23 protein-coding genes are annotated in these 24685 nt (G+C 73.9%); 6 read left to right on the top strand and 17 right to left on the bottom strand.

The annotated features are described in order from the left end of the window. Positions 1–78: 78 nt before the first annotated feature. On the bottom strand, positions 79–2691 hold the full coding sequence (locus C8E97_RS26320; RefSeq protein WP_121008123.1) for a CHAT domain-containing protein: 2613 nt from the start codon (positions 2689–2691) through the stop codon (positions 79–81). Positions 2692–2723: 32 nt separating this feature from the next. Between C8E97_RS26320 and C8E97_RS26325 the strand changes: the two genes are divergently transcribed. From C8E97_RS26325 to C8E97_RS26340, 4 genes are all read left to right on the top strand, one after another. After that, positions 2724–3968, top strand: coding sequence for a S8 family peptidase (locus C8E97_RS26325; RefSeq protein ID WP_246019178.1), 1245 nt, complete (start codon positions 2724–2726; stop codon positions 3966–3968). A 165-nt stretch (positions 3969–4133) separates the two neighbouring features. Then, positions 4134–4688, top strand: a complete 555-nt coding sequence (locus tag C8E97_RS26330; protein WP_281275496.1) for a sigma-70 family RNA polymerase sigma factor — start codon at positions 4134–4136, stop codon at positions 4686–4688. After that, the gene (locus C8E97_RS26335; protein WP_121008125.1) at positions 4660–5121 is read left to right on the top strand and encodes a hypothetical protein; all 462 of its coding nucleotides are present in this window, start codon (positions 4660–4662) and stop codon (positions 5119–5121) included. Before C8E97_RS26330 ends, C8E97_RS26335 begins: the two co-directional genes overlap by 29 nt. A 182-nt stretch (positions 5122–5303) precedes the next feature. Beyond that, on the top strand, positions 5304–7019 hold the full coding sequence (locus C8E97_RS26340) for a diguanylate cyclase domain-containing protein (RefSeq protein ID WP_246019180.1): 1716 nt from the start codon (positions 5304–5306) through the stop codon (positions 7017–7019). 109 nt (positions 7020–7128) lie between these two features. Here the strand turns inward: C8E97_RS26340 and C8E97_RS26345 are convergent, their stop codons facing one another. The 4 genes from C8E97_RS26345 to C8E97_RS26360 form a co-directional block, all read right to left on the bottom strand. After that, positions 7129–7737: a GTP-binding protein gene (locus C8E97_RS26345; protein ID WP_211347138.1), complete on the bottom strand. Its 609-nt coding sequence runs from the start codon at positions 7735–7737 to the stop codon at positions 7129–7131. Positions 7738–7775: 38 nt separating this feature from the next. Then, positions 7776–8198, bottom strand: a complete 423-nt coding sequence (locus C8E97_RS26350) for a roadblock/LC7 domain-containing protein (RefSeq protein ID WP_121008128.1) — start codon at positions 8196–8198, stop codon at positions 7776–7778. Further along, positions 8195–11338, bottom strand: coding sequence for a sensor histidine kinase (locus C8E97_RS26355; protein ID WP_121012426.1), 3144 nt, complete (start codon positions 11336–11338; stop codon positions 8195–8197). Before C8E97_RS26355 ends, C8E97_RS26350 begins: the two co-directional genes overlap by 4 nt. 259 nt (positions 11339–11597) lie before the next feature. Then, complete coding sequence (locus tag C8E97_RS26360) at positions 11598–12623, bottom strand: ABC transporter substrate-binding protein (RefSeq protein WP_121008129.1); 1026 nt, start codon at positions 12621–12623, stop codon at positions 11598–11600. A gap of 183 nt (positions 12624–12806) precedes the next feature. On the opposite strand from C8E97_RS26360, the gene C8E97_RS26365 reads away from it, so the two are divergent. Beyond that, entirely contained in the window at positions 12807–14009 is a 1203-nt protein-coding gene (locus tag C8E97_RS26365) for a 4-hydroxybenzoate 3-monooxygenase (RefSeq protein WP_121008130.1), read from the top strand. Positions 14010–14111: 102 nt separating this feature from the next. Here the strand turns inward: C8E97_RS26365 and C8E97_RS26370 are convergent, their stop codons facing one another. From C8E97_RS26370 to ald, 11 genes are all read right to left on the bottom strand, one after another. Further along, positions 14112–14999: an ABC transporter ATP-binding protein gene (locus C8E97_RS26370; protein WP_121008131.1), complete on the bottom strand. Its 888-nt coding sequence runs from the start codon at positions 14997–14999 to the stop codon at positions 14112–14114. Between the two features lies 1 nt (position 15000). Beyond that, a complete protein-coding gene (locus C8E97_RS26375; protein WP_121012429.1) occupies positions 15001–15798 on the bottom strand; it encodes an ABC transporter permease in 798 nt (265 codons plus the stop codon). Then, positions 15795–16562: an ABC transporter permease gene (locus C8E97_RS26380; protein WP_121008132.1), complete on the bottom strand. Its 768-nt coding sequence runs from the start codon at positions 16560–16562 to the stop codon at positions 15795–15797. The genes C8E97_RS26375 and C8E97_RS26380 overlap by 4 nt, the downstream gene beginning before the upstream one ends. Positions 16563–17151: 589 nt before the next feature. Beyond that, positions 17152–17892, bottom strand: coding sequence for a pseudouridine synthase (locus C8E97_RS26385; RefSeq protein WP_121008133.1), 741 nt, complete (start codon positions 17890–17892; stop codon positions 17152–17154). Then, positions 17885–18592, bottom strand: a complete 708-nt coding sequence (gene scpB, locus C8E97_RS26390) for an SMC-Scp complex subunit ScpB (protein WP_246019181.1) — start codon at positions 18590–18592, stop codon at positions 17885–17887. Before scpB ends, C8E97_RS26385 begins: the two co-directional genes overlap by 8 nt. Next, a complete protein-coding gene (locus tag C8E97_RS26395) occupies positions 18589–19422 on the bottom strand; it encodes a segregation and condensation protein A (protein ID WP_121008134.1) in 834 nt (277 codons plus the stop codon). Before C8E97_RS26395 ends, scpB begins: the two co-directional genes overlap by 4 nt. Beyond that, positions 19419–19913 (bottom strand): hypothetical protein, encoded by a 495-nt coding sequence (locus C8E97_RS26400; RefSeq protein ID WP_121008135.1) that lies wholly within the window; start codon positions 19911–19913, stop codon positions 19419–19421. The genes C8E97_RS26395 and C8E97_RS26400 overlap by 4 nt, the downstream gene beginning before the upstream one ends. After that, positions 19910–20734, bottom strand: a complete 825-nt coding sequence (locus C8E97_RS26405; RefSeq protein ID WP_246019422.1) for a ParA family protein — start codon at positions 20732–20734, stop codon at positions 19910–19912. The genes C8E97_RS26400 and C8E97_RS26405 overlap by 4 nt, the downstream gene beginning before the upstream one ends. A gap of 253 nt (positions 20735–20987) precedes the next feature. Further along, positions 20988–21308: an ArsR/SmtB family transcription factor gene (locus tag C8E97_RS26410; RefSeq protein WP_121012438.1), complete on the bottom strand. Its 321-nt coding sequence runs from the start codon at positions 21306–21308 to the stop codon at positions 20988–20990. A gap of 137 nt (positions 21309–21445) precedes the next feature. After that, positions 21446–22318 (bottom strand): site-specific tyrosine recombinase XerD, encoded by an 873-nt coding sequence (gene xerD, locus C8E97_RS26415; RefSeq protein ID WP_170212159.1) that lies wholly within the window; start codon positions 22316–22318, stop codon positions 21446–21448. 5 nt (positions 22319–22323) lie between these two features. Further along, positions 22324–23433, bottom strand: coding sequence for an alanine dehydrogenase (gene ald, locus C8E97_RS26420; RefSeq protein ID WP_121008137.1), 1110 nt, complete (start codon positions 23431–23433; stop codon positions 22324–22326). 69 nt (positions 23434–23502) lie between these two features. Here ald and C8E97_RS26425 point away from each other — a divergent pair, with 69 nt between their 5' ends. Beyond that, positions 23503–24129: a DUF1707 domain-containing protein gene (locus tag C8E97_RS26425; RefSeq protein WP_121008138.1), complete on the top strand. Its 627-nt coding sequence runs from the start codon at positions 23503–23505 to the stop codon at positions 24127–24129. Between the two features lie 31 nt (positions 24130–24160). On the opposite strand, the gene C8E97_RS26430 is transcribed toward C8E97_RS26425, so the two are convergent. Next, complete coding sequence (locus tag C8E97_RS26430) at positions 24161–24544, bottom strand: DUF2752 domain-containing protein (protein ID WP_246019182.1); 384 nt, start codon at positions 24542–24544, stop codon at positions 24161–24163. Positions 24545–24685 lie beyond the last annotated feature (141 nt).

The following is a 24685-nucleotide window of genomic DNA, read 5'->3' on the forward strand; positions in this document are numbered from 1 at the left end:
CGGACCGGGCGGTCGCGGCGCGGTGGAAGGAGTCGGGGGCAAGCGCCCGCGGCACGGGCGGAGGTCGCGGACCGGCGGCTACGCCCCGAAGCACAGGAAGCCGACGCCAGCCGCGAACGCCGCGTCACCGCCGTCCACGTGGGCCTCCCGCGCGCCCGCCAACGCGACCGCGGGCGGGTCGCCCCGGCCGAGCCGCCGGTGCACCTCGACGACGAGCGGCGTCGTCGCCTCCGCGGGCACCGGCACCACCGGCGCGATCAGCGTCCGCGTGCCCAGGCCCAGCAGCGCCGCCGTGAAGCCCATCAGCTCGTCGCCCGGCCGCACCGCCGACCGCCCCGAGTCGCACGCCGACAGCACGACCCGCGCGGGCGGGGTGCGCAGGCGTTCGAGGTCGTAGACGGTCAGCGGGCCGTCGGCCAGCTCCAGGGCCGAGAACAGCGGGTTGTCCGCCCGGAACGAGCCGTGCGCCGCCACGTGGGCCAGCCGCGCGCCGTCCATCGCCGCCGCCACGGCGTCCACCGTCGCCGCGGGGCCCACCAGCGTCGACGCGTCGCTGGCGAACGGCGCGACCGCGTCGATCTCGGTCGGCGCGGCGGGCAGGCGCGGCCCGGCGGCCAGCACCGCCCGCCCGCGCGCCACCGGTGACGACGACGCCGCGCGCAGCCACACGGTGGCCGACGGCACGACCGTCACCGGCCGGTCGCGGCAGCCCGGCAGCGCCGACCACGGCAGGCCGCCCAGCGCGCCGGTCGGCGCGAGCACCAGGGCCCGGCCCTCGACCCGCCGCCGCAGCGGCGCCAGCAGCCGCCGGTCGAGCGCCGCCGCCGCGTGCTCCGCGCCCGCCCGCGCGCCCGACCGGTCCACGTGGCCGGGCAGCGTCACCAGGCGGTGCAGGGCGAACCGCAGCAGCCGGATCTCCCGCACCGCCTCGGCCACGGCACCCAGCCGGTGCAGCCCGGCCCGCCCGCCCGCCACCACCACCGCCAGCAGCGCGCCCTCGAAGTCGACGTACTCGACCAGCGCCGCGTCGCCCAGCGCCCACGCCAGGTCGCGCACCGCGGGCACCCGGTCGACCGCTCCCCCGCCGCTGGTCCGGCGGGTCAGCTCGCGCACCCGCTGCTCGCCGCGGACCTGCCGCCTGCGCAGCGCCGCCGCCGGGCGACCGGCGGCCAGGGCGGCTTCGAGGTCCGCCGTGACCGCGCGCAGCTCGGCCAGCGCGTCGGCCAACCCCGAGTCCTCCGGCGGGCGCGCGGGCGTCATCCGCAGCGCGCCGGCCCGCCAGCTCTCCGCCCAGCCCAGCACCCGCCCGGCGTGGCCGCTCGCGACCGCCGACCGCAGGCCCTCCAGCGCCAGCGCGCCGCCCTGCGCGCCGCTGAGCGCCCGCAGCTCCGCCGCGCCCAGCGACACCCGGTACTCGTCCAGCAGCCGCAGGCCGCGCCGCAACGCGCTCCGCGCGCCCCGCGCGTTGCCCACCAGGTCGCGGCGCAGCGCCTCGGCGTACCAGCCCTGCACGCGGTGCGCCGCAGGTCCGCCCCGCCGGGCCGCGCCGGCGACCGTCAGCTCGGCCAGGGCCCGCCGCCGGTCGCCGACGTCCCGCGCGACCAGCGCCGCGTCCACCCGCGCCTCCAGCGCCGCCATCGGCCTGCCCAGCGCGTGCAGCCGCGCCGCCACCCGCGCCAGCGCCGCGCACAGCGACCGCGACCGCTCGCCGCCGAGGTAGGCCGCGCGCAGCTCCAGGTGCCGCGCGCCGACCTCCCACACCGCGCGCCGCTCCCGGCGGAAGCCCTCGCGCGCCGACGCCGCCGTGCGCAGCGCCAGGTCGAGGTCGCCTTCCAGGAGCGCGACGCGCGCCCGGTAGAACAACGCCTCCGACCGCGCCAGCACCAGGCCCTTGCCCAGTTCCGCCAGCGCCCGGTCGGCCACCGCGCGCGCCTCCTCCAGCAGCGGCACGGACACCAGCAGCTCCAGCCGGTTGACCAGCAGCGCCGGGCGCGGCACGGCCAGCCGCCGGTACTCCCGCTCGGCCTCGGCGAACATGGTCAGCGCGCGCGGCACGTCGCCCGCGCGCGACGCCGAGATGCCCGCGTTCCACCGCACGTCCGCGACGGCCAGCTCCTGGCCCAGCTCCCGGTACAGGGCGGCGGCCCGGTCGAAGTCCTCGTCCGCCGCGCGCAGCCCGCCGGTGTACGCGCGCAGCAGGCCCCGGTTGTTCAGCGCCCGCGCCTCCACCAGCCGGTCGCCGGACCGGCGCACCGCCTCGATGGCGGCGTTGTACTCGCGCAGCGCCTCGTCGTACCGGCACAGGTAGTGCAACACCAGCCCGCGCTGCATCCGCCCGCTGCCCGCGTCCGCGCCGCGCAGGTGCGGCAGCGCCGCGTTGATCGCGCGCAGCGCCCCCGCGTGCCGACCGGTGTTGGACAGCACGAACGCGAGGCTCATGCGGGCCAGCGCGGCCAGGCGCGCCGACCCCGCGTCCTCGGCGAGGCGGACGGACCTCCTCAGGTGCCGCAGCGCGCCGTCGAAGTCGTGCAGCTCGCGCAGCGACAGGCCGATCGCGCGCTCCGCGACGGACGCCTCCTCCGCGTCGCCCGCCGCCCGCGCGGCGCGCAGCGCCGAACGGCCCAGCGCCGCCGCCGCGCGCGGGTCGCGTTGCCGAGCCTCCAGCGCCGCCGCCGCGGAAACCCCTGCCACGACGCCATTATTACCGCGAACGCTGTGGTAGCTTGATCAAGCTCAGCACCCGTCGACGCTGCTGTGAGGCCGTGGTGTCCGATCCGCCGAACCGCCCGGAGCTGTACCGGAGAGCGTTCGAGCGGGCGGTCCGCGAGCACCGGACCCTCCGGGTGCACCCCGAGCGCGGCCGGGAGTTCCTGTTCGTGGCGCGCGAGCTGCTGACCATCCCCGAGGACGTCGAGCGGGTGCGGCGCAAGCTGGCGCACAGCGGCATCGCCACCGAGCGCGGCCGGGACTTCGCGGGCATGTCGCGCCTGCTGCTGCCGCGCAACCCCGACGACATCCCGGCGGTCGTGCGCCTGCTGCGCGACCCCCGCCAGTGGCCCGGCGAGCGGGTGCCGTTCGTGCAGCCGCACCACGGGGTCGTCGGCCACGGCGGCAACATGCACGGCTGCCCCGGCCGACCGCCGAACGTCGCCGCGCCGCTGCCGGACCCGGCCGACGGCGACGAGGCCAAGGGCCGGGGCGTGGTCGTCGGCGTCGTCGACACGGGCATCGCGCGCGGCGCCGCGACCGACCACCCGAAGTGGCTGGGCGGCGCTTTCCTGCCCCGGCCCGACGAGGTGGACGCGGCCTACGCGCACGACGACGTGTTCGCCCTGGAGGGCGGGCACGGCACGTTCGTCGCGGGCGTGGTGCGGCAGGCCGCGCCCGGCGCCCGGCTGGACCCGGAGAAGGCGCTCGACCCGTCCGGGCTGGGCACCGAGGAGGACTTCGCGGCGGCGCTGGCGTCGTTCGACGAGCAGGTGCACGTCGTCAACGCCTCGCTGGGCTGCTTCACCCAGGACGACGTGGCGTCCGAGCCGATCCGCCGGGCGCTGCGGCAACTGCCCCCGTCGGTCGTGGTCGTCGCGTCGGCGGGCAACCAGGGCACCAACCGGCCGTGCTGGCCCGCCGCGCTGCCCGGCGTCGTCGGCGTGGCCGCGGTCGCGCGGGAGCCGGACGGCGCGCTCTCGCCGGCGTGCTACTCGAACTCCGGGCACTGGGTGGACGCGTGCGCGGTCGGCAACCGCACCAGCACCTACCTGAAGGGCCGGTGGGAGCTGCCGGGCGACCCGGTGGTCGACGTGTTCGACCGGTGGGCGTACTGGCTGGGCACGTCGTTCGCCGCGCCGCACGTGGCCGGCCGGATCGCGGAGGCGATGACCACGCACGGCCTGTCCGCGCCGGCCGCACGCGACCTGCTGCTGAGCGGCCCCGAGTTCTTCCCCGGCTACGGCCCCCTGGTGACCTGACCCCACCCCACCCGAGCCCCCACCCCGCTCCCACTTCACACCCGCGAGCCGCCGACTCGACGGCGGCCGAGCCCGCCCGACGAAGGAGGGCCAATTCAACACATCACCCCCCTGGCGGGGCTCGTCCACGCGGCGGCCCGAGGCGACCAGCGCGCCTGGCACGAGATCGTCGACCGGTACGCGCCGCTGGTGCGTGCGGTGATCCACCGGCACCGGCTGCGCCCGGCGGACGCCGCCGACGTCAACCAGACCCTGTGGCTGCGCCTGGTGGAGCGGATCGACGGGCTGCGCGACCCCGAAGCGCTGCCGGGGTGGATCGCCACCACCACCCGCAACGAGTGCCTGCGGGTGCTGCGCGCCCACCGGCGCACCCTGCCGTACGACCCGCTGTCCGACGACGAGCCGGTGAGCCCGGTCGACGCGGTGGCGGACCTGGACGAGGAGCTGGAGGCGGCGCAGCGGCGGCAGGCCCTGCGCGAGGGCTTCCGGGCGCTGTCCGAGCAGTGCCGCCGGCTGCTCGCCACGCTGATGGCCGACCCGCCGCCGAGCTACGCGGCGGTCGGCGAGGAGTTGGGCATGCCGGTGGGCAGCGTCGGACCGACCCGCGTCCGGTGCCTCGACAAGCTGCGCAGGACGCCCGCGGTGCTGCGGTTGGCGCGACCGCGGCCGGTCGGCGGAGGAGGTGCGCCGGGTGAACGGTCCGGGGTGGGAGAGCGATGAGGCGCTGCTGCGCGAGCTGGCCGAGGCGCTGGCCGAGGAGCGGGACGTGCCGCCGGGGTTCGCCGAGGCGGCCCGCGCGGCGTTCGCGTGGCGGGCGGTCGACGCCGAACTGGTGCGGCTGACCACGAGCTACGACTCGGTCCTGGACGCCGGGCTCGCGGGCCGGGCGCGGGCGGCGGCGACGGCGCGGCAGCTCGTGTTCGACGCCGAGGGGATCTCCGTGCAGGTGGAGGTCACCGAGGCCGGCGTGGCGGGCCAGGTGCTACCGGCCCGGCCGGGTCGGGTCGCGCTGGTCACGGCGTCCGGTCCGGTGGAGGACGCCGCGCTGGACGAGCTGGGCTGCTTCCTGCTGGGCCCGCCGCCGCCCGGACCCGTGCGCTTCCGCGTCGAGTCCGGGGGGACGGCCGTGGTGACCGACTGGGTCTGCGTGTAGGTCGCCGGCACCGCGCGCACCCCCTGGTGCGCCCGGACCACCGCGCCGGACGATCGTTTTCGCGCAGCACCGCCGGCCGAAAGCCTTGACGCGGAGCGGTCCGGATCCGCAGGATTTGCGGACCTGATCTTATGCACCCCATATTCGCGATGACGGGCCGGGCGCCGGGTGGGCGAGCCGCGGTGGACACCCCCGCGGCGGGTGGCGCGCGGGCGGGCGGCGGACCGCCCGAGTCGGTCGCGGCGCTGCTCGACGTGCTCACCGCCGACCACGCGAACGCCCTGCCGCGCCACGCGCCCGCCGGGCCGGGCAAGGCATCCACCGGTCCGGGGAGCGCGCCCGCCGAGCGGGAGCGCGACGAGCTGCGCGACAGCGAGGCGCGGCTGCGCCACGTGTTCGAGTCCTCCGCGACGGGCATCGCGATCTTCGACCCGGACGGCCGGGTGGTGGACGCGAACCCGGCGCTGCGGCGGATGCTCGGGCACGCCGAAGACCCCGGCCGGGAGCCGGTGGAGCTGTTCGCGCCCGCCGACCTGGCCGCGTTGCGGGCCGCGTGGACGACCATGCCGGCCGGCGGCACGCGCGTCGAGCGGCGGTTCACCGGGCCTACCGGCGATCCACTGTGGACCAACGTCGCGCTGTCCCTGGCCCACGACGGCGCAGGCCGCCTCCGCTACCGGGTCGCGGTGGTCGAGGACGTGACCGAGCAGCGGGAGCTGCGCGACTACCTGCGGCGCCAGGCGCTGCACGACGTGCTGACCGGGCTGCCGAACCGGCAGGGCTTCCTGCTCCGGCTGGAACGGGCGATCCACCGGCCCGGCTCGCTCACGCTGTGCTACCTCGACGTGGACTGCGTGGCGATCGTCAACGACGGCATCGGCTACGAGGCGGGCGACGAGCTGCTGAGGGTGGTGGCCCGGCGGTTGACCGCCGCGGTCGCCGACGAGGACGCGACGGTGGCGCGGATCGGCGGCGACGAGTTCGTCGTGCTGGTCGAGGACTCGCCCGGCACGCCGGGCATCCCGGCGCTGGCGGCGGCGATCGCCGCCGAGCTGTCCGAGCCGGTGTACCTGTCCGGGCGCGGCGTCGGGGTGTCGGCGGGCATGGGTTTCGTGCGCACGTCCGCGCGGGACGTGGCCCCGATGTCGTTGCTGCGGCAGGCGCACACCGCGCTGCGGCGGGCGGAGGACGGCGGCAAGGGCCAGTGGGGCGTCTACGACGCCGGGCAGGACGCCCGCGACCGGCCGCGGTTGGCGCTGCTGGCCGGCCTGCCCGGCGCGGTGGAGAACGGCGAACTCGCCATCGGGTACCGGCCGGTGGAGCACGTCGGCGGACCGGCGGCGGGCACCCGCGCGGCGGTGGCGGCCCGGTTCCGCCTGCCCTTGCCGGGGTACGGCGCGGTGGCGCACGAGGAGTGCCTGCGCTGCGCCGACGCGGTCGGGCTGAGCGGGCGGCTGGCCCGGTGGCTGCTGGCGGAGGCGTGCGCGTTCGCGGCGGCGGAGGCGACGCCGGTGCTGGTGCGGCTGTCGGCCGACCAGTCCCGCGACCCGGACCTGGCGGCGGTGGTCGTGGCGGCGCTGCGGTCCTCCGGCCTGCCGCCGGGGCTGCTGTGGCTCAGCCTCGACTCGGCGGCCCTGACCGGCGGGCCGGACGCGCTGGAGGACAACCTGACCACGTTGGCGGACATGGGCGTGCGGCGGCTGCTGCACGGTTTCGCCTGCGGGGTCGCGGAGGTCGCGCTGGTGCAGCGGCAGGCCCTGCACGGCGTCGAGCTGGACGCGCCGCCCGCCGAGCCGCTCGCCCGCGCCGCGCTCGCCGCGGTGCTGCCGCTGCTGCGCGACGGCGGGGTGCTGGTGGTCGGCGACGTGCCGGGCGCGGACCTGGTGGTGCGCAGGTGATCCCGCGCAGGTGGTACCGCGCAGGTGGTCCCAGGCGGGTGGTACCGCGCGGGTGTACCGGGAGCCGGCGCGGTCGCGGGTTCCGCACGACCGCGCCGGCGCACCGGCCTCAGGCGAACGTCGGCTGCCGCATCGCGTGCTGCACCAACGTGATCAGCGTCTGCTTGGTCGACTGCCGGTTGCGCGCGTCGCACGGCACGATCGGCACCGCCTCGTCGATCGTCAGCGCCTCCCGGATGTCCTCGATCCGGTGGTGCAGCAGGCCGTCGAAGCAGTTCACCCCGACCACGTAAGGCAGTTCGCGGTCCTCGAAGAAGTCGATGGACGCGAACGCGTCGGACAGCCGCCGGGTGTCGACCAGCACGACCGCGCCGATCGCGCCGCGCACCAGGTCGTCCCACATGAACCAGAAGCGGTGCTGGCCGGGTGTGCCGAACAGGTAGAGGATCAAGTCGCTGTCCAGCGACACGCGGCCGAAGTCCATCGCCACCGTCGTGGTCATCTTGTTCGGCGTGCCGGACAGGTCGTCGACGCCGACGCTGGCCTCCGTCATCACCGCCTCGGTGGTCAGCGGCACGATCTCCGACACCGAGCCGACGAACGTGGTCTTGCCGACGCCGAACCCGCCCGCGACCACGATCTTGGTCGACACGACCGACGGGCTCGGCGTCGCCGACGGGCTCGGTGTCTCCGGGCGTCCGGGGGCACCACCGTTCATGTTGCTTCCGCTTTCCCTAGTAGTGCCCCGAGAACCGCTCACCCGCGCATCGCGACGTGCAACCGCGAGCGGATCTCCGGGGTGAGCTGCACGCCCACCCGCTCGACCAGCCGGGTCATCGCGTAGCCGATGAGCCCGATGTCGCAGTTCGGCGCGGCCAGCACGGCCAGGCACGACCCGTCGCTGATGGACATCAGGAACAGGTAGCCCCGCTCCATCTCCACCACGGTCTGCTTCACGTCGCCCGCCTCGAAGCAGCGCGCCGCGCCGAGGTTGAGGCTGACCAGCCCGGACGCGACCGCCGCGAGCTGCTCGGCGCGGTCGACCGGGAGGCGTTCCGAGGACGCGAGCAACAGGCCGTCCGCGGACACCACGATCGCGTGCGCCACGCCCGCGACCCGGCTCACGAAGTCGTCGACCAGCCAACTGAAGTTGTCGAGTTCTTCGGCTGCGGTGGTCACTTCTGCTCCTTGCTCTGGTTGCCGGGGTTGTCTCCGTCGTCGAACGCCAGTCCCTCCCAGGGCAGCCCGCTGTCGTCGGCGGACTCGCGACCGAGTTGGACGCCGCGCTGGTAGGTGGCGAACCGCTGCCGCAGCCGGTCCGCGGACCGGCGGGGCGGCGCGGCGGTGGCCAGTCCGATGGCGGTCGGCGCGCCGCCGCCGGGCGACGGGTCCGGCGCCGACCGCGCCGGCGGCGCGCTCAGCGAACCGGGCATCAGGCGGGCCTTGGGCTTGCGCTTGGGCAGGCCCGCGGTGGTGGTGTCGTCCACCTCCGCCTTGAGCACGTCGCTCGCGGCGGACCAGCCGCCGTCGGCCGGTCCCCACCCGGAGCCGCCGGAGTCGACGGCGGGCACGGGCGACGGCGCGGGCGACCGCTTGGGCAGCCCGGCGGCGGTGGGCCGCGGCTCGACCCGGCTCACCTGCCGGTCGGCGGCCGGGCGCGCCGCGGCGCGGTCGCCGTCGTCGGCCGGTCCCGCCCGGTCGGCGAACCCGGTCGGCTCCGCCGCCCCGTCGTCGCCGACCAGGTCCACCCGGTCGGCGTACACCGTCTTCTCCGCGGCGGTCTCCGGCGGCACGCCGTCGGTGAGTTCACCGCGCACCGGCGCCTCCCCTCCCTCACCGCCCTGGAACCAGCGCGACAGCACGTCCTCGTAGATCGGCAGCCGCTGGGTGGACGCGTCGTCGCCCTCCTCCTCGTACACCGGCAGCGGCTTGGCCGTGCCGGGGTAGGAGTAGTCGGGCGCGCCCTCGGGCGGCGGCACGGTCTCGGTGACGGTGGCCGTGAACAGGTCCGCGGCGGGCGTCCGCTCGACCTGGAAGAAGTTGCCGGCGTCCTCCGGCGGCGCGGCGACGACCTGCGGGAACGGCGCGGGCGTCGACTCGCCGAACGACGCGGGCGGCGCGTCGGGGTGGCCGGGTTCCGGGCGGCCGAACGGCGTCGGCGCCTGGTCCGGCGTCCACTTCGGCACGCCCGCCAGCACGCCGCCACCGCCCGACGCCTCCAGCTCCAGGGGCTCCGGGGTCGCGGGCAGCGCGGGCGCGGCGGCCCGCGCGGGCGCCTGCTCCGGCCCGCGGTGCAGCAGCGACACCGGCAGCACGACCTGCGCGGTCACCCCGCCCTCGATGTCGTCGTTGTTGGTCAGCGTCACCCGGATCTCGTGCCGCTTGGCCAGCTGGCCCACCACGTACAGGCCCATCTCGCGGGCCACGGACACGTCGACCTCGGGCGGGTCGGCGAGCTTGGAGTTGGCCTCGACGATGTCCTGCTCCTGCATGCCGACACCGCGGTCGTGGATGCGGATGGACACCTCGCCGCGCCGGGTCTCGATGGCCCGCACCGTGACCTTGGTGGTGGGCTTGGAGAACGCGGTCGCGTTGTCCAGCAGCTCGGCGATGAGGTGCGCGAGGTCGTTGACGACGCGGCCCTGGATGCGCAGCTCCGGCGCGGGCGCGATCTGCACGCGCGCGTACTTCTCCACCTCGGACACGGCCGCGCCGAGCACCTCGGAGATCGGCACCGGCCGGGTGACCCGGCGGTTGACCGTGGTGCCCGACAGCACCAGCAGGTTCTCGCTGTTGCGGCGCATCTGGGTGGCCAGGTGGTCCAGCTCGAACAGGCTGGCCAGCTGGTCGGGGTCCTGCTCGTCCTGCTCCAGCCGGTCGATGACGGTGATCTGCCGCTCCACCAGCGCCTGCGAGCGGCGCGAGAGGTTGATGAACATGTCGTTGACGTTCGCGCGCAGCGCCACCTGCTCGACCGCGAGGCGGACGGCTTCGCGCTGCACGTCGTCGAACGCCCGCGCCACCTGGCCGACCTCCTCGGTGGTGTCGATCGGCACCGGCACCAGCGCCTCCTCCGCGGCGCGGGCCGGGTCGCGGTGCGTCCGGATGCGCTTGATCGCCTCGGGGAGCCGGTTGCGGGCCACGTCGATCGCGGAGCGGCGCAGCACGCGCAGCGGCGTGAGCATCGAGCGCGCCACGAACGCCATGAGCGCGAACGCGATCAGCAGCGCCACGGCGACCAGCGCCGCGTCCCGCCAGGCCGCGCCGCGCGCGGTGTCGGCGAGGTCCACCGCCGCCTGGTCGGCCTGCCGCTCGATGTCCAGGGCGACGTTGCGGACCAGCGCGGCGGTCTCCTCGCCGACGCGCAGCACCTCGGCGTCGGAGATGGACACCTCGTTCGACTCGGCCTGCTGCACCAGGGCGAGCTGCACCAGCCGGCTGCGGGCGTCCACCGCGGCGCCGGACACGACGTCGGAGTAGCGCTGGCGGTTGACCTGGCTCGCGGTGCTGGCGAAGTCGGTGAGCGCCGCGTCCAGCCGGGACTGCGCGGCGCGCAGCGCGTTGACCTGGCCGGGCGCGAACTCGCCGCGCTTGGCGGTGGACAGCAGGATCGCGTTCTGCTGGAACAGCTGCTCCTTCGCGCTGTACAGGGCCTGGTTCGCGCCCGACAGCGGCGTGATGGTCTCGTCGCTCAGGCTGCTCGCCGTGGCGCGGTGCACCTGCGCGAGCGCGCTGAGGATCTGGGTGTAGGCGCTGGCCACCGACATGTCGGGGTACCTGGTGGTCAGCGTGGTGTTGCGCAGCGACGGCAGGCTGTCCAGCGACTGCACCGACTTCTCGAACGCCTCGCGCACGCCGTCGTCGACGCCCGCGGTGGCGTCGGCGACCTCCCGGTACCGGCCGACCTGCTGGTCGACCTTCGCCGACCGGGTCACCAGCTCGGCGCTGTTGTCGCCCCGGCCGCCCGCGACGAACCACACGGCGGCGTCGCGTTCGAGCTGGAGCGCGTCGGCGACCGAGGCGGCCTGCGCGGACAGCTCCAGCTCGCGCCGCGCCTTGCCGAACAGCTCGACGTCGTCGAGCTGGGTGCCGAGCCGCAGGCCCGCGAGGGCGAGCGTGCTCAGCGCGGGCACCAGCAGCACCACGGCCAGCTTGCTGCGCAGCCTCCAGTTGCGCAGGCGCCACCGGGAGATGCCCCGGTCGGCGGGCGCGGTGGTGCCTGTGCTCGGCCCCGAGTCGGGCGGAACGGCGTCCGTGACCTCGTCGAGTTGGTTCCGCTCCGGTTCTACCCCGGAGGCGTGGTCATCGTGACCGCGCACCGTCAGCACACTCCCCAGCCCCCCAGCCAGTAAACGACACTTCCCTACAAACCGGGTGGATCTTGGTGGAAAATCCCCCGCGGTCATACCGCCGTTCGGACGAGGAACGCGGTATTTTGCAAATCAACCATTTTGCCGCATGGCCGGGCGACGTGGGCTAAACGATCGCTAACGATCGCGATCCCTTATTGCCCCGGCCGACCCGACGCGGAATCGCCGGGCGGGGAGCCCGCGGCCGGGCTCCCCGCGCCCGCTCCGGTCAGCTGCCCGGAGCGGTGAACAGCATGGGCTTGACGTCGAGGTCCTTCTCCAGCAACCCGTAGGTCTTCATCAGGGTCGCGACGCGCTGCAACCGGGTCGCGTCCAACGTGGTCGGGTACTCGCCGAAGTGGACCAGGCTCGCGGTTTCCTTGTCCACGTTGGCGTAGTCCACCAGCAGCGGCTCGACCGTGGGCCGGTCGGCCGCGTCCCGCTGGCCCTTGGCCATCGCGCGCTGGAACGCGGCGATGGTGTTCGGGTTGGCCTTGGCGAACTTCCCGGTCGTGCCGTAGCCGGCGATCGGGATGCCGTCGGTCGGGCCGGTCGCGGCGTCCAGCACGCTGATCGCGCCGATGGAGCGCTGCGCCTTGCTGATGTACGGCTCGACCATGAACGCGGCGTCGACGGTCTTGTTCTGCACCGCCGCCTGCATGTCGCCGAACGCGAACTCCTTGAACGTCACCGACTTCGGGTCCACGTCGTTCGCTTCCAGGGTCGCCTTCGCGGTCAGCTCGGCGATGTTGCGGAACGTGTTGATCGCGATCGTCTTGCCCGCCAGGTCCTTCGGCGCCTTGATCGTGGAATCCGCGGCGGTGAGGATCAGGAACATCTCCGGTTTGGCCTGGTAGCCGTCGCTGATCAGCTTCAGGCCGTCGACGCCCTTTGCCGCGTCCTTGGCCTCGGCGGCGAAGAACGACACCCAGTTGCCGAACGTGATGTCGATGTCGCCCTGGATCAGACCGGGGATGGCCAGGGCGCCGCCCTGGACCGGGACGGCGTCGACTTCGAGGCCCTCCTCCTTGAAGTAGCCCTTCTTGATCGCGACGTGCACCGAGGCGACGTCGAGGATCGGGAGGAGGCCGAGCTTGATCTTGGGCTTCTCGACCGCGCCGGGTGCCGCGGCGGAGTTGGCCGGCTTGTCCTCGGAACCGCCGAGCAGACCGCAGCCGGAGACCGCGGCGAGCAGCGCGATCGCGGACAGACCGCCGACGATCCTTCTTGCCGAGAGGCCGACTCTACGAGTCATGGGGGGCATCTCCTGTTGGAGTGGCGACATTGCGGGGGCAGGATGCACGGGCGACGGGGCGCTGTGAACCACTCAAAGTGACTTTGGTGGTTCGACAAGACCCCGGTCGACCGACACTCGAAGGCTGATCCACTACCTTCGGTGAGCATCTTTGCACAGGCTGTCCAGAGGTTGGGGTACTCGGTGAGCGATCTAGTTGGACAATGGGCCGGACAGAGCAACCACCGTCCGGTCGGAATCGTCGGCGCGGGACCGGCCGGCCTGACGCTGGGGAACCTGCTCCAGCAAGCCGGAATCCCTTGTGTGGTGCTGGAACGCGGCACGCGGGAGCACATCGAGAACCGCCCGCGCGCGGGCGTCATCGAGCACCGCGCCGTGCGGATGCTGGCGCGGCACGGCCTGGCCGACCGGCTGCTCCGGGAGGCGGATCGCCACGGCGTCTGCGAATTCCGGGTCGACGGGCGGGCGCACGAAGTGGACTACTCGTCCCTCTACGACGGACAGACCCACTACGTGTACCCGCAGCAGGAGGTCGTGCGGGACCTCGTGGCCGCGTACACGGCCGCCGGCGGCGACATCCGGTTCGGCGTCACCGACGTCGCGCCGCACGACATCGAGAGCGCCGAGCCCCACCTCACGTGGACTTCCGCCGAGGGCGAGGCGCAGCGGCTCGACTGCTCGTTCATCGCGGGCGCGGACGGGTTCCACGGCGTGACGCGGCGCAGCATCCCGCCCGGCGCGATCCAGGAGTTCTCGCACCAGCACGGCATCGAGTGGCTGTCCATCCTGGCGGAAGCGCCGCCGTCGACGCACAAGGTGATCTACGCGCTGCACCCCGACGGGTTCGCGGGGCACATGCTGCGCAGCTCGACCGTCTCGCGCTACTACCTCCAGGTCCCGGTGGACGACACAGTGGACAACTGGCCGGACGAACGGGTGTGGGCCGAACTCCACAAGCGACTCGCGCTGCGCGACTCCGACTGGTCGCTGACCGAGGGGCCCATCGTCGAGAAGCGCATCCTCGACATGCGCAGCCACGTCGTGGAGCCGATGAACCACGGCAGCCTGTACCTCCTCGGCGACGCCGCGCACATCATCACCCCGGTGGGCGCCAAGGGGATGAACCTCGCGCTGCACGACGCCGAGGTGCTCGCCGCCGCGCTCACCGCCCACCACCGGACGGGCGACGACTCGGGGCTGCGGTCCTATTCGGACACCTGCCTGCGCCGGGTGTGGCGCGCGCAGGAGTTCTCGCAGTGGATGGTGTTCATGCTCCACCGCTCGCCGGAACCGTTCCTGAGCCGATTGGGCGAGGCGCGGCTCGAACACCTCATCGGGTCCGGGTCGTCCGCGGGTTATTTCGCGCAGAACTACGTCGGTCCGTGAGCACCGGTCGCCCGCCGCCGGCCACCGGCGGCGGGCGACCGCGCGCCGCCGGGGTGGCGCCCCCGGAGGCCGTCGGCCCGCCCGCTCCGGCGTCGGGGAGGGTCAGGGCGTCGCGGCCCGGTCCTGCGCCTCCACGCGCGACACCTCGGCCCGCTCCGCCTCGGCCCACTTCGCCGCCGCCGAGTGCTCGTCGGCCCTGCGCCGCGCCCGCCGCTCCGGCGAACCCGCGCCGACGTTCAGCAGCCGCGCCACCTCGCCGCGCAGCGCCACGAACGCCTCCGACTCGCGCGTGGCGATCTGGTCCCGCTCCGCGGGCAGGTCCACCCGCAGGTCCGCCACCACCGACGCGGGCGACCCCGACAGCACCAGGACGCGGTCGCCCAGGTACACGCTCTCGTCGATGTCGTGCGTGACCACCAGCACCGTGGTGTCGTGCTCCCGCTTCACCCTCAGCAGCAGGTCCTCCAGCTCGAACCGGGTCTGCGCGTCCACCGACGCGAACGGCTCGTCCATCAGCAGCAGGGCGGGCCGGTAGGCCAGCGCCCGCGCGATCGCCACCCGCTGCTGCATGCCGCCGGAGAGCTGCCACGGGTACTTGCGGGCCGCGCCGGACAGGCCCACCCACTCCAGCGCCTCGGCGACCCTGGCGCGGCGCTCCGCGCGCCCCAGCGAGCGGCGCAGCGGGAACTCCACGTTCTTCTGCACCGACAGCCACGGGAACAGCGAGCGGCTGTAGTCCTGGAACACCACGGCCAGGTCGTCCGGCACACCGCGCACGGCGTCGCCGTGCAGGGACACCTCGCCCCTCGTAGGCCGGATCAACCCCGAGATGGTGCGCAGCAGCGTGGACTTGCCGCAGCCGGACGGCCCGACGACGCAGACCAGCTCGCCGGCGCCGACGGTGAACGACAGGTCGGAGATGGCGGTGTGCGCGCCGTCCTTCGCCTGGTAGGTATGGCCGAGGTCGGCCACGGAAAGCATCGCGGTCATGTCAATCCTCCACCGTCGCGGGGGTGCGCTCCCGCTTCGGCTGCCAGGCGAGGGCCTGCCGCTCGAAGGCGAGGAGCACGGTGTTGAGGGCGTAGCCGAGGACTCCCAGCAGGACGATCCCGGCCCACATGTCGGGGAAGTCGAACTCCCGTTGGGCGATCAGGAGTTGCGACCCGATCCCGTTGTCGGTGCCGACCAGTTCGGAGACCACCATGAGCACCAGGGACAGCGACAAGCTGACCCGCAGCCCGGCGAAGATCTTCGGTGCGGCGGCCGGCAGGACGACACCGAGGACCCACTGCGCCTTGGGGATGCGGAACACCGCCGAGGTCTCGTACTTCGTCGCGTCGACGCCGCGCGCGCCGTCGACGCTGTTGAGCAGGATCGGCCACAGCACGCCGAACACGATGGTGGCCAGCTGCATCTGCGTGCCGATGTTGAACACCAGCAGGAACACCGGCACGAGGGCCGGCGGGGGGATGGAGCGCAGGAACGTCAGCAGCGGCCCGGCGAACTGCATGGCCGTCGCGGAACGGCCGAGCGACACGCCGAGCGCGATGCCGAACACGGCGGCGATGCCCCACCCGGCGAGCAGCCTGCCGAAGCTGGGCAGCACGTGGTCGAACACCGCGTCGGTGAGGAACAACCGCTCCGCCGGGCCGGACAGCCACAGCGTCCGGGCCGCGGCGACGATCTCCGTGGGGCGCGGGAAGAACGTGTCGTCGGCCAGCCAGGTCAGCAGCTCCCAGACCACGACGAGGCCCGCGAACACCGCCCAGCGCTGGAGGAACCGGGTCACGACCGCCCCCCGGTGGCCGGGCTCCACGCGACCCAACGGCGTTGGGCGCGTTCCAGCCCCTCGTTCACCGCGAACCCGATGACACCCGCGACCACGGTCCCGGCGAGGACCAGGTCCATGCGGCCACCGCCGCTGCGCGCCTCCATGATGAACTGCCCGATCCCGCCGGACCCGCCCGCCAGCAGCTCCACGCTGACCAGCACGACGAGGCTCGTCGTGGCGGCGAGGCGGATGCCGGTGAGGACGAACGGCAGCGCGCTGGGCAGCGCCACGGAGAACAACACCCGCACCCGGCCGGTGCCGAACACGCGGGCCGTCTCGACCAGCAGGGGGTCCAGCTCGTCGAGCGCGTAGACGGTGTTGAACAGGATCGGCCACACCGCCGCGTACACGGCGAGCGAGATCTTCATCTCCGGGCCGACGCCCAGCAGCAGGATGGCCAGCGGGATCAGCGCGACCGACGGGATCGGCCGCAGGAACTCCACGACGGAGCGGGTCGCGTGCCGCACGGCCGGGACGGTGCCCAGCACCAGTCCCAACGGGACGGCGATCGCGACGGACAGCCCCACCGCGATCGCCAACGCGAGCACGGTGGCGATGAGGTCGCGCAGGAACGACTCGTCACCGAGCAGCCCGATCAACTCGACACCCACCACCGAAGGCGGCGGTAAGTACTCCACGTGAACCAGTCCGGACCGGCCGAACAGCTCCCAGATGACGAGGAACCCGGTCACACCGAGCAGTCCCCGGGTGAGCGCACGCACGCGCAACGCCTACTTCCAGTTGATCAATCCCAGCCAACCCGGCTCAATCTAGAGAGTCAGCCCCCATCGCGACAATGCGTGCACGGAAAATTACTGTCACGAATATCCACCGGTCGGGACGCCGCACCTGACAGCCCGGAGGACACCACGACGCCCGAGCCCCGCCACCCCGCCGGACTGAAGCCCTTCAGGTTTTCGGAGCAACGGGACCACGGCAGGGTGACCACAACGGCGAGGTGACCGGAAGGTACGCAGGTCTTGGACGGTCGTCGGGGACGCCACGCAAAACGACCACCCCATCGCCTGTGTACGAATCCGCCGCTCGGACCTCCCGTCTGTTCGGCCTCGGGTGCGCCGCGACCAAGGTCGCTGCTGGTCAGAGCCGGAACAGACGGAAGATCGGCGCGGCGGATTCGTACCCAGGCGGAGGGGTGGTCAAGCTGCGTGGCGTCCCCGACGACCATCCAAGACCTGCGAGGCTTCCTGGCACGTTGAGTCCGTGGTCACCCTGCTGTGGTCCCGTTGCTTCGGAAGGACGAGCAGAGGACGCGAACCGGGGGTCAGGGGCCGCTGGTCGCGGGGGCGGCGTCTACAGGCCGACGGCCTTGTAGAGGGAGCCGACCTCCTGGCGGTTCAGCACGCGCATCGAGCCGGGCCGCTGGTTGCCCAGCCGCACCTCGCCGACGGCCGTGCGCACCAGGCTCTCCACCGGGTGGCCGACCGCCTCCAACAGGCGGCGCACGATGTGCTTGCGGCCCTCGTGGATCACGACCTCCACCAGGGCGCGGCCGGGCGCGGAGGACAGCAGCTTGAACGAGTCGACCTTGACCGGCCCGTCCTCCAGCTCGATGCCCGCGCGCAGGCGCTTACCGACATCCTTCGCCACCGGTCCGGGCACCTCGGCCACGTACGTCTTGGACACGCCGTAGGACGGGTGCATGAGGCGGTGCGCGAGGTCGCCGTCATTGGTCAGCAGCAGCAGGCCCTCGGTGTCCGCGTCGAGCCGTCCGACGTGGAACAGGCGCTCCTTGCGGTGGACGAGGTAGTCGCCGACGCACGGCCGGTGCGTCTCGTCGTGCATGGTCGACAGCACGCCGCGCGGCTTGTTCAGCACGAGCGTGACCACGTCGTCCTTGAGCACCACCCGCACGCCGTCGACGTGCACGACGGCGGTCTCGGGGTCGATCCGGCGGCCCTGCTCGCGCACGACCTCGCCGTCGACCTGGACGCGGCCCAGCTCGATCAGCTCTTCGGCCACGCGTCGTGAGGCGATGCCCGCCTTGGCGAGCACCTTCTGGAGCCGAATCCCTTCGGGTCCTTGGTCAGACATCGTCGATCGCATCCACTTCGGGCAGGAGGGGGGCGATCGGCGGCAGGTCGTCCAGCGACGACAGCCCCAACCGCTCCAGGAACAGTTCGGTCGTGCGGTAAAGGATGCCACCCGTGTCGGGGTCCGTGCCCGTCTCGGCGATGAGCCCGCGCGCGACCAGCGTGCGGATCACCCCGTCGACGTTGACGCCGCGCACCGCCGCCACGCGGGCCCGCGTGACGGGCTGCCGGTAGGCGATGACGGCCAGGGTCTCCAGCGCGGCCCTGGTGAGCTTGGCCCGCTGCCCGTCCAGCAGCAGCTTCTCCACGAATGGCGCGAAGCGGTCCCGCGTGTAGAACCGCCAGCCGTCACCGATTCTACGCAGGTCGATCCCGCTGCCCTGTTCGGTGTAGCGGGCGGACATCGCGCGGAGGGCCTTCGTGACGCGCCTCACGGGCTGCTCGAACACGCCGGCGAGCTGCTTCTCGTCGATCGGGGTGTCCACGACGAGCAGCACGGACTCCAGCGCGCCCTCGAACTCGCGGTCGTCGGAGAGGTCGGGCAGCCCGGACTCCTCGGCGGCCTCGCCGGGGGCCTCGGCCGGGTCGGGGTCCTGGGCAGCCGCGCCGGGGTCCGACACCACGGGGTCCGGCGTCACCGGATCGGGTGCCGGGAACAGGCCCGCGTCCGGTCCGCCTGCGGTGCGCTCCAGCTCGGTCACCCGTACTCCTCGTCCTCGTCCCACGCCCGCGCACCGGCCTCCTCGGCGGTGCCGCCGACCCACGTGATGCGCAGCTCACCCAGCGGGTCCGGCTGCTCGAACGCCAGCACCTGCTCCCGGTACAGCTCCAGCAGCGCCAGGAAGCGGGCCACGACCTCCATCGTCTCGCCGCACTCGGCGACGATCTCGGCGAACGTCGCCGTGCCGAGCCGCGCCAGCAGCTCGCGCAGCAGCCCGGCGTGCTCGCGCACCGAGACGCGGTGCTGGTGGACGTGCGCGGTGGACACGGTGCGCGGTGGCCTGGGCCGGAAGACGGCGGCGGCGATCTCCGCGAACCGCCGCGCGTCCACGCCCAGCATCACCTCGGGCAGCAGGCCCTCGTACCGCTCCTCCAACGCCACCGACCTGGGGTAACGCCGGTACGCGCCCTGCTCCAGCTCGGCGAACAGCGCCGCGACCTGCTTGTACGCCCGGTACTGGAGCAGCCGCGCGAACAGCAGGTCGCGCGCCTCCAGCAGCGCCAGGTCCTCCTCGTCCTCCACGTCGCCCTGCGGCAGCAGGCGGGCCGCCTTGAGGTCGAGCAGCGTGGCGGCGATGACCAGGAACTCGGTCGTCTCGTCCAGGTCCCAGCCGTCGCCCAGCGCCCGGATGTGCGCGATGAAGTCGTCCGTGACCTGGTGCAGCGCGACCTCGGTCACGTCCAGGGTGTGCTGCGAGATCAACTGGAGCAGCAGGTCGAACGGGCCCTCGAAGTTCGTGAGCCTGACCTTGAACCGGCCGTCGGGCGCTTCCTCGGCGGGCACCTCGTCGGCTGTGGCGGCACCGCTCACTGCTCGCGCAACCTCCGCACGAGCAGGGACTCCCCGCCGTGCTCCTCCAGGTCGTCCAGCACGATCGCGATCGCCTCGCGCACGACGCGGCCCCGGTCGACGGCGAGCCCGTGCCGTCCGCGCAGGTCCAGCCTGGCGTGCTCCAGGGCCAGCAGTTCCTCGTCGGACACGTACACGGTGATCTTGGTGGAGTGCTTCTGGCGACCGGTGCCGCGGCGCGGCGCCTGCGGTGCCGCGGAATCGGGCACGGCGGAGTCGGGCGCTGCGGGATCGGGCACGGCGGAGTCGGGTGCGGCGGAGTCGGGCGCGGCACCCCGGCCGGCCCGGCCCCGGCCGGCGGCACCCCGACCCGCCGCGTCCTGACCTGCGGCGTCCCGGTCGGCGGCGTCCTCCACCGGCCGGCCCGGCGCGGGCACGGCGGTGTCGAGGACCGACGGGCTGGTGAGGCGGAACAGTTCGGACGCGCCCGGCAGTGATGGGCGTCGGGTCACCGGGCGATCACCTCGCGCGCCAGCGCGCGGTACGCCTTCGCGCCCGCGGAACGGGGCGCCCACCGGGTGATCGGCTCGCCGGCCACGGTGGTCTCCGGGAACCGGACCGTGCGGTTGATCACCGTGTCGAACACGACGTCGCCGAACGCCTCCACCACCCGCGCCATCACCTCGCGCGAGTGCAGGGTGCGCGGGTCGTACATGGTGGCCAGTATCCCGGTGATCTCCAGCTTCGGGTTCAACCGCTCCCTGACCTTCTCGATGGTGTCTATCAACAGGGCGACGCCGCGCAGGCTGAAGAACTCGCACTCCAGCGGGATGAGGACGCCGTCCGCCGCCGCGAGGGCGTTGACCGTGAGCAGGCCGAGCGACGGCTGGCAGTCCACCAGCACGTAGTCGTAGTGGTCGATGACCGGGCGCAGCGTGCGGACCAGGGTGTGCTCGCGGCCCACCTCCGACACCAGCTGGATCTCCGCCGCCGACAGGTCGATGTTGCTGGGCAGCAGGTCCATGTCCTCGACCGGCGTCTGCATGATCACGTCGCGGACGGTGACGTCGCGCTCCATGATGACGTTGTAGATCGTCTGGTCGAGCTGGTGCGGGTGCACGCCGAGGCCGACCGACAGCGCGCCCTGCGGGTCGAAGTCGACCAGCAGCACGCGCCGCCCGTACTCGGTCAGCGCCGCGCCGAGGTTGATGGTGGACGTGGTCTTGCCGACCCCGCCCTTCTGGTTGCAGATGGCGAGGATCTTCGCCGGGCCGTGGTGGGCGATGAGCGGCGGCTCGGGCACGGTGCGCAGCGGGCGCCCGGTGGGGCCCATGTCGCCGGCGACCTGCTCCGCGGCGTCCTCCTCGGTCGGCGCGGCGTGCGGGGCGAGGCTCAGCTCGACCGACGCCCGCGGCACACCGGACGCCTGCGCGCGCGGTGGTGGGCTGTCCCACGCGCCCGCGTGTTCCGGTGTCGACATCGCCTTCCCGATTCCTAGTCCTCTGCCTGGGCGCAGCCTAAGCACACCACCGCACACCGGCAACGCGCCTCGCCGTGGCGCGTCCGAGCAGTTCTCACCGCGGTCCTCACCGGACGGCGGCGGTCCGGTCGGCCGCCCTGAGCACCACGTCGAGCAGGCCGGGGAACAGCGCGTCGAGGTCGTCCCGGCGCAGCGACACCCAGCGCTGGTTGCCGCACGCCCTGGTCCGGGTGATGCCCGCCTCGCGCAGCACGCGCAGGTGCTGGGACAGGGTGGACTTGGCGACGTCCACCGAGAGCGCGCCGCAGCACCGCTCGCCGTCGGCCTCGATCTGGAGGACGACGGCCAGCCTCGTGGCGTCGCTCAACGCGTGCAACACGGCGCCGAGTTCGATGTCGGCGGCGTCCGGCTCGTCGATGTTCGGCACCGGCACGGCTCCTCCAGCTTGTCGCGTCCGGGGTGGGCCTTGTGTCTACGTCGTCGGTCGGTGGGACGTCACCCCTGTGGCAGGTCACCCGAAAGGCTGGCACCCGAGTGGGTTCACCCACAGTACCCGTAGGTGGCTCATGTTCCACCGGTCGCACGGGGGTGGGCGGTCGCGTAGACCTCCCGCAGGGTGTTCACCGTGACCAGCGTGTACACCTGGGTGGTCGTCACCGAGGCGTGGCCGAGCAGCTCCTGCACCACGCGGACGTCCGCGCCGCCCTCCAGCAGGTGGGTGGCGAACGAGTGCCGCAGCGTGTGCGGCGACACCTTCGCCGCGATGCCCGCGCGCTCGCCCGCGGTCCGCAGCACCTGCCACGCCGTCTGCCGGGACAACCGGCCGCCCCTGGCGTTGAGGAACAGCGCCGGCGTGCCCCGCTTGACCAGCGCAGGCCGGACGCGCACCAGGTACGCCTCCAGCGCGGCCAGCGCCGGGCGGCCCACCGGCACCAGGCGCTGCCGCCCGCCCTTGCCGTCGAGCAGCACCGTCCGCTCGGCGGTGTCCACGTCGTCCACGTCCAGGCCCACCACCTCGGAGATCCGCGCGCCGCTGGAGTACAGCAGCTCCAGCAGGGCGCGGTCGCGCGGGTTCGCGGGCGCCTCCAGCAGCCGCAGCACGTCGTCCACCGGCAGCGCCTTGGGCAGGCGGCGCGGCGGGGTCGGCGGGCGCACGTCCCGCGCCGGGTCGGTCGGCGACCGCCCCTCCAGGTGCGCGAACCGGTGCAGCCCGCGCACGGCGACCAGCGCGCGGGCGGCGGACGACTCGGCCAGGCCGGACTCGCGCAGACCCGCCAGGAAGTCACCGACCACCGCCTCGGTGACGTCCGCCGGCCGGGTGATGCCCCGAGCGTCCAGGTGCTCCGCGTAGCGGCGCAGGTCGCGGGCGTAGGAGTCCAGGGTGTTGCGGGCGGTGCCCCGTTCCACCGCGAGGTGGTCCAGGAACGCCGTGATCACGTCCCTCACGACTGCGCCAAGGGGACGTGCGGCAGGCCGTGCGCCCTGGCCACCTCCGCCAGCGCGATCGTGCCGCGCACCGCGTTCACCCCTCTCGCCAGCGCCGGGTCGTCACCCACGGCCCGCCGAAAACCCTTGTCCGCCAACGCGATCACGTAAGGCAGTGTGACGTTCGTCAGCGCCCACGTCGAGGTGTGCGGCACGGCGCCCGGCATGTTCGCGACGCAGTAGAACACCGACTCGTGCACCCGGAACGTCGGGGCGTCGTGCGTGGTCGGCCGCGAGTCGGCGAAGCAGCCGCCCTGGTCGATCGCGACGTCCACCAGCACCGAGCCGGGCCGCATCGTCGCCACCAGGTCGTTGTCCACCAGCGTCGGGGCCTTCGCGCCGGGCACCAGCACCGCGCCGATCACGAGGTCCGCCCAGCGGCACGCCTTCGCCACCTCGTAGGAGTTGCCGGCGACCGTCCGCAGGTCGCCCCGGTAGGCGAAGTCGACCTGCCGCAGCCGGTCGACGTTCGTGTCCAGCACGACGACGTCGGCCCGGAAGCCCAGCGCGATCGCGGCGGCGTTCATCCCCGCCACCCCCGCGCCGAGCACCGCCACCTTGCCCGCCGGGACACCCGGCACACCGCCGAGCAGCACGCCGCGCCCGCCCTGCGTCCGCTCCAGGCAGCGCGCACCGACCTGGGTGGCCATCCGCCCGGCGACCTCGCTCATCGGCGCGAGCAGCGGCAACGAGCCGTCGGGCAGCTGCACCGTCTCGTAGGCGATGGCGTCGACGCCGGCGGCGACGATCGCGCGCGTGCACTCGGCGTTCGCCGCGAGGTGCAGGTAGGCGAACAGCACCTGGCCCGGCCGCATCCGGTGGAACTCCTCGGCGACCGGCTCCTTGACCTTCAGCACCAGCTCCGCCGCGCCCCACACGTCGTCGGCGTGCGCGGCGATCCGCGCGCCGGCGGCGGCGAACTCGGCGTCCGGGATCGCGCTGCCGTGCCCGGCGCCCGCCTCGATCAGCACCTCGTGCCCGCGGCGCACCAGCTCGACCACGCCCGCGGGCGTGATCGCCACCCGGTACTCGTGGTTCTTCACCTCACGCGGCACTCCGACCAGCACCAGGTCAGCGTAGGTCGGCCGGCGCGTTCCGGCTGGACAGGGCGTCGGCTGCTGTTAGCGTCTCGGCCTGTGTCGGAACCCCACCAGGTGCGCATCGGGAACCAGCAGCGCGAGGCCGCCATCAGCGCGCTCAACGAGCACTTCGCGGCGGGCAGGCTGGAGATCGGCGAGTACGAGCAGCGGGTCGGCTACGCCACGGCGGCCCAGACCGCGGCGGAGCTCGCGGCCCTGTTCCAGGACATGCCGCCGCCGCACCCGCAGTTCCTGCCGCCGCCGCGGACGCAGTACGGGTCGCCGACCGACTACGCCACCCCGCCGCCGGGCTACCAGCAGGGCTACGGCGGCCACGCCCCTGGTTACGGGCCCGGTGCCGGCGGCTACCCGCCCAATCACGGCGGCTACCCGCCCGGCTACGGGGGTTACCCGCCCGGCTACGGGCCCGGCGTCGGCCCGAACGCGCCGTTCGGCGTGGACCCGCTGACCGGGCAGCCGCTGTCCGACAAGTCCCGCGTGGCGGCCGGCGTGCTGCAACTCGTCCTGCCGTTCGGCATCGGGCGGTTCTACATCGGTGACACGGCGCTCGGCGTCGCGCAGCTGCTGACCTGCGGCGGCTGCGGGTTGTGGTCGCTGATCGACGGGATCGTCCTGCTGGTCAACGGCGGCACCGACAGCCACGGCCGCAAGCTGCGCGACTGACCCGGCCGGGGCGGCCCTCACCGACCGGGTGCTACCCGACCAGGTTGCGCACGACCATCCAGGCGACGGCGAGCGCCAACACCGGCGTGCCCACCTTCGGCGACAGCGGGGCGGTGCGCTCGCCCCGGCGCGCCGCGCGGAACCACCGCGCCCACAGCCACGCCAGCAGCGGCAGCCCGACGACGAGCATCACGGCGTTGAACCGCCACGCGGCGGCGAGGTCGCCGTGCAGCAGCGCGTGCACCATGCGCGTGGACCCGCAGGCCGGGCACTGGATGCCGGTCAGGGCGAACAGCGGGCAGGGCGGCCACCACGACCGGGGCCCGTTGGGGTCGACCACCAACAACCCGGCCGCGGCGACCACCGCGCCGACGGCGACCGCCACCGGTCCACGCACACCCATGACCGCCCCCATGACCGCCATTGTCCCCGCCGCCTGTCCCCACCGCCGACTGTTCGCCCACCGCCGACTGTTCGCCGGCCGTCGTTCGACCGCCGTCAGGTGCGGTCCCCCGGCCGGGTCGTCGGTCCGCCCCCGGCCGGGGACCACGTGACG

The organism is Saccharothrix australiensis, assembly GCF_003634935.1.
GTDB classification, from domain to species: Bacteria; Actinomycetota; Actinomycetes; order Mycobacteriales; family Pseudonocardiaceae; genus Actinosynnema; species Actinosynnema australiense.

Coding starts and splice junctions, on each gene's coding strand:
- C8E97_RS26345 (WP_211347138.1), bottom strand. CDS start 7,737: ATGAACGGTGGTGCCCCCGGACGCCCGGAGACACCGAGCCCGTCGGCG.
- C8E97_RS26360 (WP_121008129.1), bottom strand. CDS start 12,623: ATGACTCGTAGAGTCGGCCTCTCGGCAAGAAGGATCGTCGGCGGTCTG.
- C8E97_RS26370 (WP_121008131.1), bottom strand. CDS start 14,999: ATGACCGCGATGCTTTCCGTGGCCGACCTCGGCCATACCTACCAGGCG.
- C8E97_RS26385 (WP_121008133.1), bottom strand. CDS start 17,892: ATGTCTGACCAAGGACCCGAAGGGATTCGGCTCCAGAAGGTGCTCGCC.
- C8E97_RS26405 (WP_246019422.1), bottom strand. CDS start 20,734: ATGGGCCCCACCGGGCGCCCGCTGCGCACCGTGCCCGAGCCGCCGCTC.
- C8E97_RS26430 (WP_246019182.1), bottom strand. CDS start 24,544: ATGGGGGCGGTCATGGGTGTGCGTGGACCGGTGGCGGTCGCCGTCGGC.